Annotated in this window: 15 protein-coding genes; 9 read left to right on the top strand and 6 right to left on the bottom strand. The window is 72.0% G+C overall.

Annotation, left to right across the window (positions count from 1 at the left end):
- The first annotated feature begins 12 nt into the window (after positions 1 to 12).
- Together ACIBG7_RS38970 and ACIBG7_RS38975 are read left to right on the top strand one after the other, a co-directional pair.
- Positions 13 to 1,110, top strand: a complete 1,098-nt coding sequence (locus ACIBG7_RS38970) for a thiamine biosynthesis protein ThiF (RefSeq protein ID WP_357930454.1) — start codon at positions 13 to 15, stop codon at positions 1,108 to 1,110.
- A 472-nt stretch (positions 1,111 to 1,582) separates the two neighbouring features.
- Positions 1,583 to 2,884 carry an ABC1 kinase family protein gene (locus ACIBG7_RS38975; RefSeq protein WP_397339516.1) on the top strand — a complete coding sequence of 434 codons (1,302 nt, stop codon included), beginning with the start codon at positions 1,583 to 1,585 and terminating at the stop codon, positions 2,882 to 2,884.
- Positions 2,885 to 3,855: 971 nt separating this feature from the next.
- On the opposite strand, the gene ACIBG7_RS38980 is transcribed toward ACIBG7_RS38975, so the two are convergent.
- The 5 genes from ACIBG7_RS38980 to ACIBG7_RS39000 all read right to left on the bottom strand — a co-directional run bounded on the left by ACIBG7_RS38980 (position 3,856) and on the right by ACIBG7_RS39000 (position 9,610).
- Complete coding sequence (locus ACIBG7_RS38980; RefSeq protein WP_397339517.1) at positions 3,856 to 4,566, bottom strand: phosphotransferase family protein; 711 nt, start codon at positions 4,564 to 4,566, stop codon at positions 3,856 to 3,858.
- A gap of 947 nt (positions 4,567 to 5,513) precedes the next feature.
- The gene (locus ACIBG7_RS38985; protein ID WP_357930464.1) at positions 5,514 to 5,702 is read right to left on the bottom strand and encodes a hypothetical protein; all 189 of its coding nucleotides are present in this window, start codon (positions 5,700 to 5,702) and stop codon (positions 5,514 to 5,516) included.
- 61 nt (positions 5,703 to 5,763) lie between these two features.
- A complete protein-coding gene (locus tag ACIBG7_RS38990) occupies positions 5,764 to 6,033 on the bottom strand; it encodes a WhiB family transcriptional regulator (protein ID WP_357930467.1) in 270 nt (89 codons plus the stop codon).
- Positions 6,034 to 6,514: 481 nt separating this feature from the next.
- Positions 6,515 to 7,387, bottom strand: coding sequence for an acyl-CoA thioesterase II (locus tag ACIBG7_RS38995; protein ID WP_357930469.1), 873 nt, complete (start codon positions 7,385 to 7,387; stop codon positions 6,515 to 6,517).
- Between the two features lie 105 nt (positions 7,388 to 7,492).
- The gene (locus ACIBG7_RS39000) at positions 7,493 to 9,610 is read right to left on the bottom strand and encodes an ATP-dependent DNA helicase UvrD2 (RefSeq protein ID WP_397339518.1); all 2,118 of its coding nucleotides are present in this window, start codon (positions 9,608 to 9,610) and stop codon (positions 7,493 to 7,495) included.
- A 211-nt stretch (positions 9,611 to 9,821) separates the two neighbouring features.
- On the opposite strand from ACIBG7_RS39000, the gene ACIBG7_RS39005 reads away from it, so the two are divergent.
- Together ACIBG7_RS39005 and ACIBG7_RS39010 are read left to right on the top strand one after the other, a co-directional pair.
- Positions 9,822 to 10,682: an alpha/beta hydrolase gene (locus tag ACIBG7_RS39005; protein ID WP_357930475.1), complete on the top strand. Its 861-nt coding sequence runs from the start codon at positions 9,822 to 9,824 to the stop codon at positions 10,680 to 10,682.
- Between the two features lie 70 nt (positions 10,683 to 10,752).
- Positions 10,753 to 11,001, top strand: coding sequence for a glutaredoxin domain-containing protein (locus ACIBG7_RS39010; RefSeq protein WP_357930478.1), 249 nt, complete (start codon positions 10,753 to 10,755; stop codon positions 10,999 to 11,001).
- Positions 11,002 to 11,022: 21 nt separating this feature from the next.
- Here the strand turns inward: ACIBG7_RS39010 and nudC are convergent, their stop codons facing one another.
- Entirely contained in the window at positions 11,023 to 11,976 is a 954-nt protein-coding gene (gene nudC / locus ACIBG7_RS39015) for an NAD(+) diphosphatase (RefSeq protein ID WP_357930481.1), read from the bottom strand.
- A gap of 113 nt (positions 11,977 to 12,089) precedes the next feature.
- On the opposite strand from nudC, the gene ACIBG7_RS39020 reads away from it, so the two are divergent.
- Genes ACIBG7_RS39020 through ACIBG7_RS39040 form a run of 5 tightly spaced genes read left to right on the top strand, consistent with a single transcriptional unit; the run spans position 12,090 to position 17,718 of the window.
- The gene (locus tag ACIBG7_RS39020; RefSeq protein ID WP_397339519.1) at positions 12,090 to 13,214 is read left to right on the top strand and encodes a siderophore biosynthesis protein; all 1,125 of its coding nucleotides are present in this window, start codon (positions 12,090 to 12,092) and stop codon (positions 13,212 to 13,214) included.
- Positions 13,211 to 14,692, top strand: a complete 1,482-nt coding sequence (locus ACIBG7_RS39025; RefSeq protein ID WP_397339520.1) for an IucA/IucC family protein — start codon at positions 13,211 to 13,213, stop codon at positions 14,690 to 14,692. The genes ACIBG7_RS39020 and ACIBG7_RS39025 overlap by 4 nt, the downstream gene beginning before the upstream one ends.
- Complete coding sequence (locus ACIBG7_RS39030) at positions 14,667 to 16,199, top strand: IucA/IucC family protein (protein ID WP_357930489.1); 1,533 nt, start codon at positions 14,667 to 14,669, stop codon at positions 16,197 to 16,199. Before ACIBG7_RS39025 ends, ACIBG7_RS39030 begins: the two co-directional genes overlap by 26 nt.
- Positions 16,196 to 17,281, top strand: coding sequence for an alanine racemase (locus tag ACIBG7_RS39035; RefSeq protein WP_397339521.1), 1,086 nt, complete (start codon positions 16,196 to 16,198; stop codon positions 17,279 to 17,281). The genes ACIBG7_RS39030 and ACIBG7_RS39035 overlap by 4 nt, the downstream gene beginning before the upstream one ends.
- Before the next feature lie 23 nt (positions 17,282 to 17,304).
- Positions 17,305 to 17,718: a hypothetical protein gene (locus ACIBG7_RS39040; protein ID WP_357930494.1), complete on the top strand. Its 414-nt coding sequence runs from the start codon at positions 17,305 to 17,307 to the stop codon at positions 17,716 to 17,718.
- Positions 17,719 to 17,724: the final 6 nt, after the last annotated feature.

Raw genomic sequence — 17,724 nt, forward strand, 5'->3', positions numbered from 1 at the left:
CCCTCATCGGCCATGAGGCCACGTGTGAAACCGGCGCTGCGGCGCATCCTCCGTGACGACCGCACCCTGCAGTACGGCGTGCATCCCCGGCGGGCGGTCGTGCTCAGCGAACTCGCGCCCGAGGTGCGGCGCTGGATCGACGGGCTCGACGGCACTCGCGACCTGCGCCAGGTCGTGCGGGCGGCGGCCCGGGCCGGGCTCGACGAGTCCGGTGCGCATTCGCTGATCGACCAGCTCCTGGAGCGGGGGGTGGTCGACGATGCGACGGCCTGTCCCCGGGTGCTGTCTGGGCTGCGGCTGGGCGAGCGCGATCGGCTGCGGCCCGAGCTCGACGCCCTCGCGGTGGCCTCCAGGGGCGCCGACGGCGGCCGTGACCGCTTCGCCCGGCGGCGGCGGGCGCAGGTGCGCGTCTACGGCGCCGGGCGGGTGGGTGCGCAGGTCGTGGCGTTGCTGGCCGCCTCCGGTGTGGGCAGTCTCTCCGTCGCCGACCCCGGCCTGGCCACTCCCGCCGACCTCGTGCCGGGCGGGCTCGGCTGGAGCGAGGAGGGCGCTTCCCGGGCCGAGGGCGCCGTCGCGGTCGCCCGGCGGGCCGGGCCGGTCCACGCCTGGGTCGCCGGATCCCACCTCAGCGACGGCTCCCCGCTGCCCGACCTCGTCGTCCTGGCTCCCGTCGGGCCGCTCGACCTGCTCCTGGTGCGCGAGCTGGCCGGTGTCGGGGTTCCGCACCTGCTGGCCGCCGCCTTCGAGGGGTACGGCACGGCCGGTCCCCTGGTGATTCCGGGCGAGACGGCCTGCCTGAGTTGCCTCGATCTCTTCCGGCGTGACCACGATCCGGGGTGGCCTCTGCTGACCGCCCGGCTCGGCGGATACCCTCCGGGTGAGGTGGCCTGCTCGGCCGCCTTGGCCACGATGGTGGCGGCGTCCGCGGCCGGACATGCGCTTGCTTTCCTCGACGGGGACGCTTCACTTGTGACCAACGGCACAATGGACGTAATGCCTGATTGGCGGTGTATGCGCAGATCGGTGGGGGTTCACGAGCAATGTCGTTGCTTCCGAAACGATCGGGCTTCGCTGACAATGGTCGGGTCGGCCCGGGAGGGTCTGACCTGACGGGGCCGATCACGGGAAGGGGGAAGCGGTATCTCCAGGAGATTCCGCGCAACACGGTGAGCGAGCTTGTCGAGCGACCATGTCGGACCCACGACCGGCTCACGCGCCAGATGGAGGGGGACCTGTGACCGAGCCTGACCGACGAGACCACGCCACCACGGACGGGGACCCCGTGGCCGACCCTGCCCTTCCCGGCCGCTCAGAGCACGCGGGCTCGTTCGAGGGTGGGGAATCCCGTGGACGGGGCTCGTCCGAGGGTGGGGAAACCCGTGGATCGGGCCTGTCCGAGGGCGAGGAGACCCATGGACGGGGACCGTCCGGGGGTGGGGAGTCCCGTGGGCGGGGATCGTCCGAGGGTGGGGAGTCCCGTGGGCGAGGGTCGTCCGAGGGTGGGGAGTCCCGTGGGCGAGGGTCGTCCGAGGGTGGGGAGTCCCGCGGGCGGGGGTCGACGAGCGATCTGCCGCGGCGGGCGTTGACCCGCTCGGCCAAGCTGGCCGCCCTGCCCCTGAGCTTCGCCGGTCGCACCGCCGTCGGCCTCGGCAAGCGCATCGGCGGCAAGCCCGCCGAGCTCGTCGCCCAGGAGATCCAGCAGCGTACGGCCGACCAGATCTTCAAGGTCCTGGGCGAGCTCAAGGGCGGAGCGATGAAGCTCGGCCAGGCGCTGTCCATCTTCGAGGCCGCCCTCCCCCAGGAGATCGTCGCCCCCTACCGCGCCACGCTCACCAAGCTTCAGGAGTCCGCCCCGCCCCTGCCCGTCGCGACCGTCCACCGCGTCCTGTCCGAGGAACTCGGTGACGACTGGCGGGAGAACTTCCGCTCCTTCGACGACCAGCCCGCAGCCGCGGCCTCCATCGGCCAGGTCCACCGCGCCGTCTGGCACGACGGCCGCGCCGTGGCCGTCAAGATCCAGTACCCGGGCGCCGGCAAGGCCCTGCTCGGCGACTTCAAGCAGCTCGCCCGGCTGGGCAAGCTCTTCGGCGTCCTCCTGCCCGGCCTCGACATCAAGGCCGTCCTCGCCGAGCTTCAGGAGCGGATCGCCGAGGAGCTCGACTACCTGCGTGAGGCCGAGGCGCAGCATGCCTTCGCGCTGGAGTTCAAGGGCGACCCCGACTTCTGCGTGCCCGACGTCATCGCGGCCAACGAGCACATCCTGGTCACCGAGTGGATGGAAGGCACTCCCCTGTCCCGGGTCATCGCCTCCGGCACCCAGGAGGAGCGGGACCGGGCCGGGCTGCTGTTCGTGCGGTTCCTCTTCTGCTCGCCGGCCCGGGTCGCCATGCTCCACGCCGACCCTCACCCCGGCAACTTCCGCCTCCTGCCCGACGGGCGGCTTGGCGTGCTGGACTTCGGCGCGGTCAACCGGCTGCCCTCCGGGTACCCCAAGGTCTTCGGGCAGCTCACCCGGATCTTCAACCAGGGCGACATGGCCACGGTCATCGAGGGCCTCCGGGCCGAGGGCTTCATCCGCCCGCACATCGACGTCGACCCCGACGCCCTGCGTGCCTTCCTTGCCCCGTACGTCGAACCCACTGCCGTGGAGGAGTTCACCTTCAGCCGGGAATGGCTCCAGGCGCAGGCCGCCAGCGTCACCGACCTCCGGCCCACCAACGTCGTCCGCCAGCTCAACCTTCCGGTGTCCTACGTCCTGATCCACCGGGTGCATGCGGCTGGGGTGGGCGTCTTGTGCCAGCTCGGCACCACGGCCCGCTTCCGCGACGAGGTCATCCGCTGGGTCCCCGGCTTCACCGACGACGAACCCGCCCCCGCCCACTAACCCCCGCCTTCCCGCCTACCCCTCCCCGCGCCCCCGCCTTCCTGCTACCCGCCCCTCACCTTTCTGCTACCCGCCCCTCACCTTCCCGCCCGCTCTACCGGCTGGCCCCACCTTCTTGCTTTCTGCCCGCCGACCCCGCCCTTCTTGCCCCCGTCTCGCCCGCTAGCGCCGCCCCATCACGCCCGCTCCGCCCGGTGACTCCCCACGATCGCGCCCGGTCCGCTCGCTGACCTACGCCTCCCCATTCATCCCCGACTCGCTCCTGGCTGGCCCTTCGCCAGCGCACCCGCTCGGCCGCCAACCTGGTGACCGCCCGCACACGGCTCGTCCGTACACCACTTGCCCTTGGCCCGGCTCGTCCTGGCCCAGCACGCCCCAGCCTGGCTTACCCCTGGCCTGGCTGGCCCTGCGTTAAGCCTGCTCGCACACGGCTCGCCCGCACACGACTCGTCCACGGCCGGATCGCCCAGCCCTGCACGCCACCAGCCCTGCACGCCCGCAGCCTGGCTCGCCCCGCGCTAGGCCCGCCCGGTGGGTCCCGCCCGGTGGGCTCCGCCCGCGCTCGCCGTCCACCTTGGCCCCCGCCTGGCCCACTGGCCGTCCATTGACCGTCGTTGGTCTGACCTAGTCACCGACCTGGCTCTTGGCCACCGGTGTGGCCTGGCCTCGCGGTTGGCCGCCGCGATGGCCTTGGGGTTGGCTCATCAGCACGGCCCCATCAGGGGTCGATCCGTGCGGAGGCAGTCCGGTTCTGGGGCTGTCAGCGCGGCTCGGCGGGGAGCCTCTGCTGGATGAGGCACTGCTAGCCACCCTGGGTGAGGGAGGGCTGGCACCGCGGCTCGGCGGGGAGCCCCTGCTGGATGAGGCAGGCTGCTAGCCGCACTGGCTGAGGGCAGGACGCCCGCCGTACTGGTGAGGGGCGAATGCCCGCCGCCTCGGAGTGACAAGGTTCCCGGTTCGGGCGGGGGTGGTTAGAGGGGGAGGTTGGCGTGGGTGAGCTCCTGGCGGAGTTGGGTGAGCCAAGTGGTTCGTAGGTGGGTGCCGTTGGGGAGGTGGTCGTCTCGGTCCCAGCGCCAGGTGGTGATCATGGCGAGGACGAGGAGCCGGCAGTACTGCAGCAGGACTGGGTCGATGTCCGGGTAGTGAGAGGCGACCTGCTCGGGGGCGTGGGCGAGGTCGAATTCGACGGGGCCGCGGCAGTAGGTCTCGAAGTCGATGAAGAGCAATCCCCCGCTGGTGGAGAGGAGGTTGCCGGGGTGGGGTTCGCCGTGGAGCAGTTGTTCGGGGGCGCCGCGGGAGACGATCAGGTCGGACAGGGTGCGCAGGGTGTGGCGGAGAAGGGTGCGGTCGGCGGTGGGGAGGGCTGGCGTGTGGGCGGGGTTTGAGAGGAGGTCTTGGGCCGAGGCGACGCGGTCCAGGAAGTGGGGGGTGGGGAGGGTGATTTGGCGCATGCCGGTGTGCAGGTGCTTGAGGGCTCTGGCGTAGGCGGGCGGGGAGGGGGCTGGGGGTTGGGTCGGTGGGTGGTAGGTCCAGAGGGTGATCAGGAAGTCGTCGTGTTCGTAGGTCTGGGGGGTGACTCGGGGGTCGGGGGCGGCGGCAGGGGAGCCGGCCCTGGCCAGTTCTAGGGCGAGGTCGAGTTCGTAGGGGGTGGGTGGGTGTGATACGGGGGTTACGCGGGCCACGGTGTCGCAGGGGAGCAGGCGGAGGGTGAGTCTGTTCGAGGCTTGGAGGAGGACGGCCTCTTCGGCTTGTAGGCCCAGGGAGGTGGCGGTTGCCAGGGCTGCGGTGGTTGCGCGGATGCGGGGTGTGGTCGTGGCTTGGGGGTGGTCGGGTGGGTGCATTGGGGCTCCAGCGGGCTGCGTACGGGAAGGGTTGTGGGCGGGGCGGGGCGGGATGTGGGCGGGGCGGGATGTGGGCGGGGCGGGTTGTGGGGCGCCTTGGGCCGGGTTGCCTACACGTCCCCGCATTCAGGCAGGTGGGGAGATGCTCAAGGTGGCAGGTGTCGCGGGGATACGGTCAGCGTTCGGGCGCTTTGGGGGGCCGCTCAGGGGCGGAGTGGCAGGTGTGGCGGGACATGTTCAGCGTTCGGGTGCCTTGGGGGCCGCTCAGGGGCGGGAGTGGGAGGTGGGCAGGGGTCGGCGCTCGGGCGGGTGGATGAGACGCCGAAGGCCGGAGGTGTCCTGGGGACACGTCCGGCCTTCGGCGTATTGGTTCGACCTGCCGCGGGAGGCGGGGAGGTCAGAGCTGGTGGGTTAGGGCGCGGTGGAGGCGGTCGGCGGCGCGGCGTAGGTCGCGGCGGGCACGCTCCACACGGCGTACTCGATTGAGCAGGCGTTGCTCGGCGGCCTCACGGTGCATGGTGTGCATTCGTTCGGAGACGAGCTCGGGATACGGGAAAGACATGGTGGAAATCTCCAGAAAAGGGCAGCGTTAAGGGGGCCAGGGGCGGACGAGCCCCTGGCCAAGGGGCGGGGTGAGCCTTGGGAGAGGGCTCGCCCATCCTGAGCCTGGGGAGGCTCAGGGTGGGTCAGCCCAGCCAAGCGGCTCAGGGTGGGTGAGCCCCGCTAGGCGGCTCAGGGTGGGTGAGCCGGGGAAAGCGGCTCGGGGTGGGTGAGCTCCGGAAGGCGGCTCAGAAGGTGAGGGCGCGGTGCAGCCGTTCGGTTGCCCGGCGCAGGTCGCGACGGGCGCGCCGGACCCGCTCCAGGCGGGCGATCAGCCGCTGCTCCTCCGCCTCCCGGTGGAGGTTCTGTATTCGGTCTCTGACCAGCTCTTGGGACAGATGCGGCAGTTCGAGACCGTGGGCGGTGTGAAGGGTCATCGGATGGCTTCTCTCTTGCTCGAAGTTCTCGGTGGTACAGCAGGCTCGCGAGGTGCGAGGGTCAGGCAGCGACCGGGTGCTTCCGCGGACGTCCGCGGGGCCGCTTACGCGGAACGACGGTTCCGCGGAGGATGAGCTCGCCGCCCCAGACGCCCCACGGCTCCTCGCGCTCCAGCGCGCGGGCCAGGCAGGCTTCCCGGATCGGGCAGCTGCCGCACAGGGCCTTGGCGAACTCGACGTCGTCCGGCGACTCGGCGAACCAGAGGTCGGGGTCGGTACGGCACGGGATCTTGGCTTCGTCGATCAGGTCCATGATCGGCTGCGCCCCCATGGTTTCTCCTTGGGTCGTACTGATGTTTTGGTTGGGCTACCTCGTGGGCGGTGGGGGTCTGCGGAAAAACAAAGAGGCCGCGGATCCTGTCTGCGGATCCGCGGCCTGGAGGCTGGTTGATAGCCGGTCAGGTTATGACCGGTCTATCCCTCCAGGGATGCGGACCACGCAGTCCACCCTTGTTGGCGATCTGCTGGGTCGGCTCGTACACCGGAGCGCCGGCGGCGGCCGGGACTCCGAAGCTGGCGGGCAGGGAGAAGACAGACTTCTCCCGCTGCAGGCGTGCCGGGCCATCGGCGAGAACCGGGCCCGAGTGACGGCATGCGGAAGCGAGCCACTGTGTGGCCATCACGTGCTTCATGCTGATCATCACCAGGACTCACCTCCACTCATGGATCGTCGGACAGGAGTGTCCGACTCGCTTGACCATGACCCTAAACCGGGAAGCCGGGAAGGGGCAACATATTTTCTACCTGCGATTTTACGACTTCGTCGTGCGGATCATCGCTTCCTGAACCACGGACACCACCAGGTCTCCGGCTTCAGTGAACATCTGCCCGCGCGCCAAGCCGCGTGCGCCCCCCGACCAGGGGGACTCCTGAGCATAGAGCAACCACTCGTCGGCCCTGAACGGGCGGTGGAACCACATCGCGTGGTCCAGGGAGGCGCCCATCACGTTGGACGCGCCCCAGGCCAGCCCGTTGGCCAGCAGGACGGTGTCGACGAGGGTGAAGTCGGAGGCGTAGGCGGCCAGCACCACGTGCAGCAGCGGGTCGTCGGGCAGTTCGGCGTCGAAGCGGAACCACACGTTCGTCTCGGCGCTGCGCAGGGACGGGTCCTTGTGCGCCTCCCAGGTGAGCGGCGAGGCGTAGCGGGTGTCCACCGGGCGGGGACGCTCCAGCCAGCTCTGCCACGTCGGGTCGTCGCCCACGACCTCGCGCATGCGCTCCTGGAAGGTGGGCAGCTCCTCCGGGCTCGGCACTCCCGGGGCGACGGCGGCGTGGTGCTCGATGCCTTCCTCCGCGATGTGGAAGGAGGCGGACATGGTGAAGATCGCCTTGCCGTGCTGGATCGCGACCACGCGGCGCGTGGTGAACGACCGGCCGTCACGGACCCGTTCGACGTTGTAGACGATCGGGATCGACGGGTCTCCGGGCCGGATGAAGTAGGCGTGCAGCGAGTGCACGAACCGGTCCGCCGGGACCGTCCTGCCCGCGGCCACGAGCGCCTGCGCCGCCACCTGACCGCCGAACACGCGCTGGATCCGCTCCTCCGGGCTCCTGCCACGGAAGATGTCCAGCTCGATCTGCTCCAGGTCGAGCAGGTCCAGCAGCTCCTTGAGCGCCTCGTTCACGCCGCCCCCAAACTCTGATGTATCACCACGAACAGTGTGCCGCCTCGGAAGGCTCGCTTGGACGTGGGGTCCGGTATTTCCCCGCCCAGAACCGCCGGCCGACGGTCAGAGGTCGAAGTGGTCGGGGGGCGCCTGCGAGAACTCGCCGCGGCACAGGGACAGGACGGCTTCGCCGTACTTGTCGAGTTTGACGCGGCCGATGCCGGCGATGGAGAGCAGTTCCTGCTCCGTCGTGGGCACCCGTTCGGCGATGGCCTGGAGGGTGACGTCGGTGAAGACGACGTACGACGGGATCTTGGCTTCCTTGGCGGCGGCGGCCCGCCAGGACTTGAGCGCGGCCAGCAGGGCCTCGTCGTAGTCGGACGGGCAGGTGGCGCACCGCCCCAGCTTCTGCTCGGCCGCCCCGGACAGGGTCTTGGCGCAGACCCGGCAGGTGATGGGCCCGGCAGGCGCCCGGCGCTCGCGAGAGGAGGAGGACGCCGAGCCGCCCGAGGACGAGGCCCGGGAGCCGGACGGGCGCGACGACGACCCGGTCGAGGGCCGCCCGGTGAGGCCGTCGAGGAAGCGGGAGGGCTTGCGGCTGCGCCGCCCGCCGGGAGCGCGGGCGAGGGACCAGGACAGGTGGAGGTGCGCCCGGGCGCGGGTGACGCCGACGTAGAGCAGCCGCCGCTCCTCCTCGATCTGCTCGGGGGACTCGGCGTAGATGATGGGCATCATCCCGTCGGTGAGCCCGACGAGGAAGACGGCGTCCCATTCCAGGCCCTTGGCGGCGTGGAGGGAGGCCAGGGTGACGCCCTCGACGGGCGGGGCGTGCTGCTCGGCGGCCCGGCGTTCGAGCTCGGCGACGAAGGCGGGCAGGTCGCCGCCCTCGGCCGCGAGGTCCTCGGCGAGGTCGGCCAGGGCCTTGAGCGACTCCCACTTCTCCCGCGCCTTGCCGCCGCCGCTGGGCGGCTCGGCGGTGAGGCCGATGCCGGACAGGATGGAGTGCACCTCGGCGGCCAGCGACTGGCCGGGGTCGGCGGAGCGGGCGGCGCCGCGGAGCAGGACGACGGCCTGGCGCACCTCGGGCCGCTCGAAGAACCGCTCGGCGCCGCGCAGCACGTAGGGAAGGTCGGCCTTGGCGAGGGCTTCCTCGTAGTTCTCCGACTGGGCGTTGACGCGGAAGAGCACGGCGATCTCGCGGGCGGGCACGCCGCGCTCGATGAGGCGGCGGATCGCCTGGGCGACGGCCATGGCCTCGGCGGGCTCGTCGTCGTACTCGGCGAAGACCGGCTTGGGCCCGTCGGGGCGCTGGGCGACGAGTTCGAGCTTGTGCGGGCTGCGGCTCTTGGCCAGGACCAGGTTGGCCAGCCCGACGACCTGCGGGGTGGAGCGGTAGTCGCGCACGAGCTTGATGACCGCGGCCCGCGGGTGCTCGACGGCGAAGTTGGTGAGGTAGCGCGGGCTCGCCCCGGTGAAGGAGTAGATCGTCTGGTTGGGGTCGCCGACGACGCAGAGGTCGTCGCGCCCGCCGAGCCAGGTGTCGAGCAGGAGCTTCTGCAGCGGGTTGACGTCTTGGTACTCGTCCACGACGAAGTAGCGGTACTGCTGCCGGATCTGGGTGGCGACCTCCTGGTGCTCGGTCATCACCGCGGCGGTGAGCTCCAGGATGGTCTCGAAGTCGACCAGGTGCCGCTCGCGGCGGATCTGCTCGTAGGCCTCGTAGAGGCGGGCGACCTGCTCGGCCTCGATCGGCGGGCTGCGGTGGTGCTTGCCCGCGGCGGCGACGTAGTCCTCCGGGCCGACCTGGCAGACCTTGGCCCACTCGATCTCGGAGGCCAGGTCGCGCAGCTCGGCGCGGTCGGGGGTGCGCCGGACCAGCCGGGCGGCCTCGACCAGCAGCGGCAGCTTGGACTCGATGACCGAGGGCGCCGAGCCGCCGATGACGCGGGGCCAGAAGTAGGTGAGCTGGCGCAGGGCCGCGGCGTGGAAGGTGCGGGCCTGGACACCGGGCGCGCCGAGGGCGCGAAGGCGCTGCCGGAGCTCGCCGGCGGCCCGAGTGGTGAAAGTCACAGCCAGCACACCGGAGGCCTCGACGACCCCGCTGCGCACGGCGTGGGCGATGCGGTGGGTGATGGCCCGCGTCTTTCCCGTGCCTGCTCCGGCGAGCACGCAGACCGGGCCGCGCACGGCTTCGGCCACGGCGCGCTGTTCCGGGTCGAGCCCGGCCAGAACGTCATCCACTCGTCCATCCTCCCAGCAGGTGGCGAAGGACTCTGCCAACCTGGCAATATTCCAGGCGCCAAGGGAGAGTCACGCCGACTCCAAAAAGTTAGGCCATCGCCCCGACAGAATCGGGCGCGGAAGGACCTCAGCAAGACCATCGCCACGGCGGCGGAGGGAAAGGAAGGCCCGTTTGCGAACCGCGGTTTCCGTAGCTGCGCTCGCTCTCGTCGTGCTCGCACCGACGGCCGCGCAGGCGGCTGTGAAGGATCCGACACCGGAGCCGACCGTCCAGACCACCCCCGACTCGCACGGAGTCGGCGGCACCGCCAAAGAGACCCTCTCGTACGGCAAGCAGTACCACCAGTCCATGGACGTCTGGTGGACCCCCGACGGCGTCAAGCGCCCCGGCATCTTCGTCATCCACGGCGGCTGGTGGTCCTCCGGCGACAAGACGATGACCAACTCGATCGTGCGGAGCTACGCCGAGCTGGGCTACACCGTCTTCAACGTCAACTACCGCCTGTCCGGCGAGGCCCCCTGGCCCGCGCAGCGCTCCGACGTGCTGGACGCGATCGAGACCGCGGTCAAGCACGCCGACCGCTGGGCCTTCGACGCCAAGAACTACGTGGTGATGGGTTTCTCCGCGGGTGGCCATCTGGCGGCGAGCGTCGGCACCTTCGGCGACGGGCTGCTGCCGGGGCTCAAGGGCGTCGTCGGCGTCTCCCCGGTGATCTCGCCGTTGCTGGCCTACAACGACGGCGAGAACGCGGCCGAGGTCAACGCGCGCAAGCTGGGGCTGGCCGCGATCCAGCTGGCCGGCGGCTGCGTGCCCAAGGAGTGCGCGCGGGTGTGGGCCAGCATGGAGACGCAGTGGCACGCCTCGCGGGGTGACGCGCCGATGCTGACCGTCCACGGCGAGCAGGAGTTCGTGCCGCCGCGGCACAGCCTGCTGCTGAAGAACATGCTCGGGCAGGTCGGGGTGCCGATGACGGTGTTCACCACGCCGGGCGCCGATCACAGCGCGCCGGTGTACCGGGCGCCCGGGGTGGCCGAGCGCATCCAGAAGTGGATCTTCGAGCGCATCGGTTAGGGTCCCCGGGATTACGCACGACCCCCCGGTTGTTGCAGTGAGCGCCTTTGACAAGGAAGGAACCCCTGAAATGGCGCTCACGGTCTACAGCACGACCTGGTGTGGTCCCTGCAAGCGGCTGAAGTCGCAGCTCAGCCGGGAGGGCATCCACTATCGGGAGATCGACATCGAGGCCAACCCCGGCGCGGCCGAGTTCGTGATGAGCGTCAACAACGGCAACCAGGTCGTTCCGACCGTCGTGATCGAGACGCCCAAGGGCAAGATCGTCCGGACCAACCCGAGCGTGATCGAGGTCAAGGCGCTGCTGCAGCAGGCCTGAGCCCGCGGACCGGCCGGCCGGTCACCAGTCGCCGGCCAGATGCTCGCCGTACCAGGTCTCGATCAGCCGTCGCGCGATCGAGACCGGCGGCGGCAGCCGTACCTCGCCCTCCTTGAGGGCTTCGGCCAGCTCGTCGCGGGTGAACCAGCGGGCCTCGGCGATCTCCTCCTGGTCGAGCAGCAGGTCGGTGGAGACGGCGTCGGCGAAGAAGCCGAGCATGAGGCTGCGCGGGAAGGGCCAGGGCTGGCTGCCGAGGTAGCGCGGGTTGATCACCGGCACGCCGACCTCCTCGGCGACCTCGCGGATCACCGCGTTCTCCAGCGACTCCCCCGGTTCCACGAAGCCGGCCAGGACCGACAGCCGGCCGGCGGGCCACTGCGGGCCGCGGGCGAGCAGACAGCGGTCGTCGGCGTCGCGGATCAGCATGATGACCGCGGGGTCGACCCGCGGGAAGTTGAGGCTCTCGTCGACCGGGCAGCGCCGCACGTGCCCACCGTGCTCGATCTCGGTGCGGGCGCCGCAGCGCGGGCAGTGCTGGTGGGTGGCGTGCCAGGCCTCCAGGGCCACCGCGTAGACCAGGAGTCCGGCGTCGCGGTCGCCGAGCAGGCCGCCGACCTGGCGGAGCCCGGCCGGGATGATCTCGCCCTCGGGGGCGTCGGCCAGGCTCAGTGGCACGGTCACCCGGCGCGAGGCCTCCACGTCGTGGGTGAGCGCGGCGGCCACCGCGAAATAGACCGTCTCCCCCTCGACGCCGAGCAGGTAGCGATCGCCGGGCGGCGCCTCCGCGGTGGTGTAGAGGACGGCCTGGACCTCCTCGCCCTGCCGGCGCACCAGCGTGTGGCCGTCGTCGATGAGCAGGACCCGGGTGTCGGGGTTGTTCCAGGCCCGTTCGAGCCAGGCCGCGTCCGTGCGCAGGGCCGAAGATCTGTCGACAGTGCCGCGAGCCAGCAAGAGCGGCCCGATCAATTGCTCCACTCATGAAATCCTATGACCTCCGGGTTACCGGAACAGGCCGCGAGTTGATCTCCAGAAGGCTAGGATCAAGAAGTTAGGTTAGCCTTACCTGATCTTCCCGGGGGTGCCCTGCGTTGCGGCTTTACCTGACCGCGCTCAAACCGACCGACTCGGTGACCGACGGTTTCCTCCCCGCGGCCCGCGCGCTGGGTTGCGAGGTCACGATCCTCACCGACCGGCCGGAGCAGCACCCTGACGCCGTCCTCTGCGACGTCAAGGACCCGCGGGCGCTGATCGACACCGTGGCGGAGCTCGGGCGGCCCGACGCGATCTTCTCCAACTCCGACCACCTCCAGGCCGAGACCGCGCTGGCCGCCGACTACTTCGGGCTGCCCGGCAAGGACTGGCGGGCCTGCCTGGCGGCCAAGAACAAGCACCTCATGCGCCGCGGGCTCGCCCCGCTGGAACAGGTCTTCGCGCTGCGGCTCCCGCCCGGGCGGCCGGTGCCCGCGGGCCTGCCGTACCCGCTGGTGGTCAAGCCCCGCGAGGGCGTGGCCAGCGAGGACGTGGTGCTGGCCGGGGGCGACGCGGACGTCGAGGCGGTCAGGGCCCGGCGGCCGGGTGAGGCCGTCGTGCTGGAGGAGTTCCTGGAGGGCCCGCTGTACACGCTGGAGACGCTGGGGGACGCCACCGGGATCCAGGTGCTCGGCGGCTTCCGCACCACGCTGGGGGCCTTGCCGTACTTCGTCGAGGAGCGCCTGGACTGGGCGGACCCGCCGGAGCGGGAGCACGTGCTGGGGGCGCTGCGGATGCTCGGCGTGGGCTTCGGCGCCTGCCACACCGAGTACGTGCTGACCGCGGACGGGCCGCGGATCATCGAGGTCAACTACCGCGCCATCGGCGACCACTGCGACTTCCTGCTGGCCGAGATCCTGGGCGTGCCGCTGTTCGAGCAGATCCTGCGGGTGCACCTGGGCGAGCCCGCGCCCGTCCCGCCGGCCACCCGGGGGTACGGCACGGCGGTCAGCGTGGTCGCCGAGCGCTCCGGCACGATCACCTCCGCGCCCGGCGAGCTGGAGCTGGTGGACGGCGAGGTCCGGCTCTGGCATCGTCCGATCCGGGGTGTCGGTGAGATGGTGCGCCAAACGCATACGAACCGTGACTACCTCGGCGTCATCCGGGCGGTCGGCCCCTCGCGGGAGGCGGTGGAGCGCGCGGTGACCGCCTTCCGCGCGGCGCGGCCCTGGGTGCTGTCGTGATCGCCACGCGGGTGCTCAACGCCCTCCTGCGCGAGAACTACGGCGGCCTGGGCGGCCGGGTGTCGCGGACGAAGGCTGGCGTGACGCTCGCGCTGCCCGGCGGCCGGACCGTACGGCTGGCGCCGGGCCGGGTGTTCCAGGACTTCGTGGTCGCCCCCGGCGAGCAGGTCGGCCTGGAGGAGGTGCTGGCCACGCTGGAGTCGGTGGCCGATCCGGCCGACGCCGCCGGGGTGGCCGCCTTCCGGCGCGAGTGCGCGGAGGCGGCGATGGCCCAGGCCCTGGTGGACGAACGCCGTGAGGAGATCCTCGGCCGGGTGCGCGGCCGCTCGCTGATCGAGTACGAGACCCTCGCCGCCCTGGCCGACCACCCGATCTACCCCACCTCGCGGGCCCGCAGCGGACTGAGCGCGGCCGACCTGCTGGCCTACGCGCCCGAGTTCGCCCCGTCCTTCGAGCTGCGCTGGGCGGCGGTGCCCGGCGAGCACCCGCGCCCGGCGTTCTTCCCCGGTTTCGCCCGGGTCGGCCTGCCGGAGCTGGCCGGGCACAGCCTCTTCCCGGTGCATCCGCTCTCGGTGGACCAGGTGCGGCGGATCGAGGGCGTCGTCCTGGCCCCCGAGCCGTTCCTGACCGTGCGGCCGACGCTGTCGATGCGCACGGTCGAGGTGGACGCCCGCACGCACCTGAAGCTCCCCCTGGCCACCAGCACGCTCGGCCTGCGCAACCGCCGCTCGATCAAGCCCGGCACGCTGCACGACGGCGCGCTGGCCCAGCGGCTGCTGGAGGAGCTGGCCGAGCCGGGCGTGCACGTGGCCGACGAGCAGACCTACGCGCACGCCGGGCACGAGTACCTCGCCTGGCTGGTGCGGCGGCTGCCCGAGGGGGAGATCGTCCCGGTGGCCGCCTTCCCGCACGCCGGGCTCACCGAGGACGAGCTGGCCGGCTACCTGGATCTTTTGCTGCGCTGGAACGTCCGGCTCTTCGTGCGCTACGGCGTCGCGCTGGAGGCCCACCAGCAGAACCTCGCCCTGATCCGGGGCCGCGGGCTGCTGGTCAAGGACAACGACGGCCTCCTGGTCAGCCCCGCGCGGCTCAAGGCCGCCGGGCTCACCCCGCCGGACTTCCTCGACGAGCGGCTCAGCACCGACGACCCGCACGCCCTGGCCGACGTCTTCGTCACCATCACCCTGCACCTGGCCGCCGCCGCGGTGGCCTTCGCCGCCCTCCCCCACGAGCGGGCCGCCGGCCTGCTGCGCGACACCCTCGCCGCCGCGCTCGCCGAGCACGGCGACGACCCCATGGCGAGGATCCTGCGCGCCCGCACCCTGGAGGCCGACCGGCTCACCGGCAAGTCCATGGTCATCGCCGGGACCCTCGTCGCCAAGGAACGCACCGGCGCGCGCGACGTGAACAAGTTCTACGGCACCAGCGGTCCCAACTACCTCCGAGGAGTACGTGAACGTGGAAAGCCTGGTCCTTGACCCGACGGCGGCCCTCGCCGAGGAGGCGAGCCTCGCCGCGCTGCTGAGGTGCTGCGTGCGCGAGGTCGCCGGGGTGCGCGGGCTGGTCTGGCCCGCTCCGCCGTACCTGCTGCTGCGGGTGGGCGGGACGCTGCTGCGCGCACGGGCGTACGGCGGGGCGGCGCTGCGCTTCGAGGGCGCGCCGGAGCGCCTGGAGAGCGGGACCTGGCGGCCCCTGACCTCCGACGAGCTGGTGCGGCTGGTGGAGGCGGAACTGCCGGGCGGCAACCCGGAGTTCGCCCGGCAGGTGGCCGCCAGCCGGGAGGCGATGGCGGAGATCCTGCGCTCGCGGGCGACGGCGGCGGCTCCCGCCGACCCGTGGCTGGCCTCGGAGCAGGCGCTGGTCTACGGCCACCCCTTCCACCCGAGCCCCAAGGCCCGCGGCGGCGACGGCTGGCTGCGTTACGCGCCGGAGGCGCACGCGGAGTTCCCGCTGCGGCTGCTGGGCGTGCGGCGCGACGTGCTGGTCGAGGAGGGCGACGCGAGCGCCCTGGACGTGCTGGGACGGGCGCCGGAGGGCTACGCGCTGCTGCCCGCGCACCCGTGGCAGCTCGACCTGCTCGGCGTGGGCTTCGACGAGCGCCTGGTCGACCTGGGCGAGAGCTCGTGGCCGGTCAGCCCCACCTCCTCGGTGCGCACGGTCTACGACCCGGTGGGCGAGGTCTGCCTGAAGTTCAGCCTGGACGTGCGGATCACCAACTGCGTGCGGAAGAACGCCTGGTACGAGCTGGCCGGGGCGGTCGAGCTGACCTCCCGGCTGCGGCCGGTCTTCGCCGCGCTGGCCGAGACCTTCCCCGGCACGCGCTGGCTGGCCGAGCCCGGCTACCGCTCGGCGGCGCTCGGGACGCGGCTGCTCGAAGGGCTCGGCGTGATCGTGCGGCAGAGCCCGTGGGCGGTCAGCGACGCCACGCCGGTGCTCGCCGGGGCGCTGGCCGCCGGGCCGATCCGCACCGCCGACCCGGCCGGCTGGTGGTCGGCCTACGTCAGCGCGGTCGCCCTGCCCGTCCTCGACGCCTACTTCCGGCACGGGGTCGTGCTGGAGGCCCACCTGCAGAACGTGCTGGTCGGGATCGGGCCCGGCGGGCCGCGCGAGGCGATCTTCCGCGACCTGGAGGGCACCAAGCTGGTGGGCGGCCGGCACGACCTGACCGGGCTCGACCCCAGGGTGGCCGCCGCGCTCAGCTACGACGCCGAGCGCGGATGGGCGCGGGTGGTGTACTGCCTGGTGGTCAACCACCTGACCGAGATCGCCGCCGCCCTCGCCGCCGACGAGGCGGCGCTGCGCGGGCTGTGGCGGGTGGCGCGGGACGTGCTGGCCGGGTACGCCGACCGGGTCGGCCGGCCGCTGCCGCTGTCGGACCTGCTGGCCGGGTCGCCGCTGCCGGCCAAGGCCAACCTGTCCGTCCGCTGGGCCCGCGACGCCGACCGGCACGCCGGGTACGTCCCGATCGCGAACCCGTTCGCATGAGCCTGATCCCCGGCCGCGTGCGGGAGGCGGCCGAGCGGCTGACCGCCTTCCCGGCCTACCTCTACGACCTGGCCGCGCTCGACGAGCACGCGGCAGCCGTACGGCAGGCGATGGGCGAGACCGAGCTGTACTACGCGGTCAAGGCCAACCCCGACCCCGAGCTGCTGCGGGTGCTGCGCCCGCACGTGGACGGGTTCGAGGTCTCCTCCGGCGGCGAGTTCGCCCACGTGCGCGGGTTGTTCCCCGACGCCCGGCTGGCCCTGGGCGGGCCGGGCAAGACCGACGAGGAGCTGCGCCTGGCCGCCGGCGCGCACCGGGTGCACGTGGAGTCGCCCGCCGAGCTGCGCCGGCTGCTGGAGCTCGGCCGGCCGGCCGAGGTGCTGTTGCGGCTCAACCTCGACCTGGAGGTGGCCGGCGCCGCGCTGGCCATGAGCGGCCCGTTCGGCATGGACGCCGACGCCGTGGCCGAGTGCCGGCCGCTCTTCGCCGGCCAGGTCCGGTTCCGCGGCGTGCACGCGCACCTGGCCAGCGGCCTGGAGGCTCCCCAGTTGCTCGGCCTGGCCGCGGAGCTGGCCGGGCAGCATCCGGAGGAGGTCAACCTGGGCGGCGGCATGGCGGTCGACTACGCCGCGCCGGACAGCCGCTTCGACTGGGCGGCCTACGGCGCCGGGCTGGCGGCCCTGCGGCGGCCCGGCCAGACCCTGCGCGTGGAACCGGGCCGGGCGCTGACCGCCTACTGCGGCTACTACGTGACCCGCGTGCTCGACGTGAAGCGCACCCGCGGCGAGCTGTACGCCATCCTCCAGGGCGGAACCCACCACCTGCGCACGCCGGTGACCAAGGGCCACGACCAGCCCTTCACCGTGCTTCCCGGCCGCGACCGCCCGGACGGGCCGGAGGAGCCGGTGACGCTGGTCGGGCAGCTCTGCACGCCCAAGGACGTCTTCGCCCGGCGCGTCCCGGCCTCGGTGCGCACCGGGGACGTGGTGGTCTTCGCGATGGCCGGGGCCTACGCCTGGAACATCAGCCATCACGACTTCCTCATGCACCCCTGGCCCGCGTTCCACCACCTGTTTGGCTAGGGTGGTCGCCGGGGGGGTAATTCATGATCGAACAACGACTGCGGCTCGGCACCGGCTTCAAGGACGCCGAGCGCGAGAAGATCGTCGGCCTGCTCCAGCCGATGGAGGCGCACCTGCGGCGCTTCGCCGAGGAGAAGGTGGTCCTCGACCTGAGCGTCAAGGACCGCGACAGCGCCGACCAGCAGGTCACGCTGGAGCTGGAGATCGCCGGCTGGCCCAAGCTGGTCGCCACCTCGCGCGACCGCGACCTGCACGACGGGCTGATGGACGTACGGCACGACATCATCCGGCAACTGCGCGACTCCAAGGAGAAGCGGGAGCCGCAGAAGAACCGCAACCTGCGCGAGCCGCTCAGCGGGCGGCCGCTGCAGGAGCCGCAGGCCGAGGCGGACGAGGACCCGGACCTCACCGATCCGGGCCTGATCAGGGAAGCCTGAGGGCTT

Origin of the sequence: Nonomuraea sp. NPDC050328 (assembly GCF_044459405.1) — a bacterium.
GTDB lineage: Bacteria > Actinomycetota > Actinomycetes > Streptosporangiales > Streptosporangiaceae > Nonomuraea.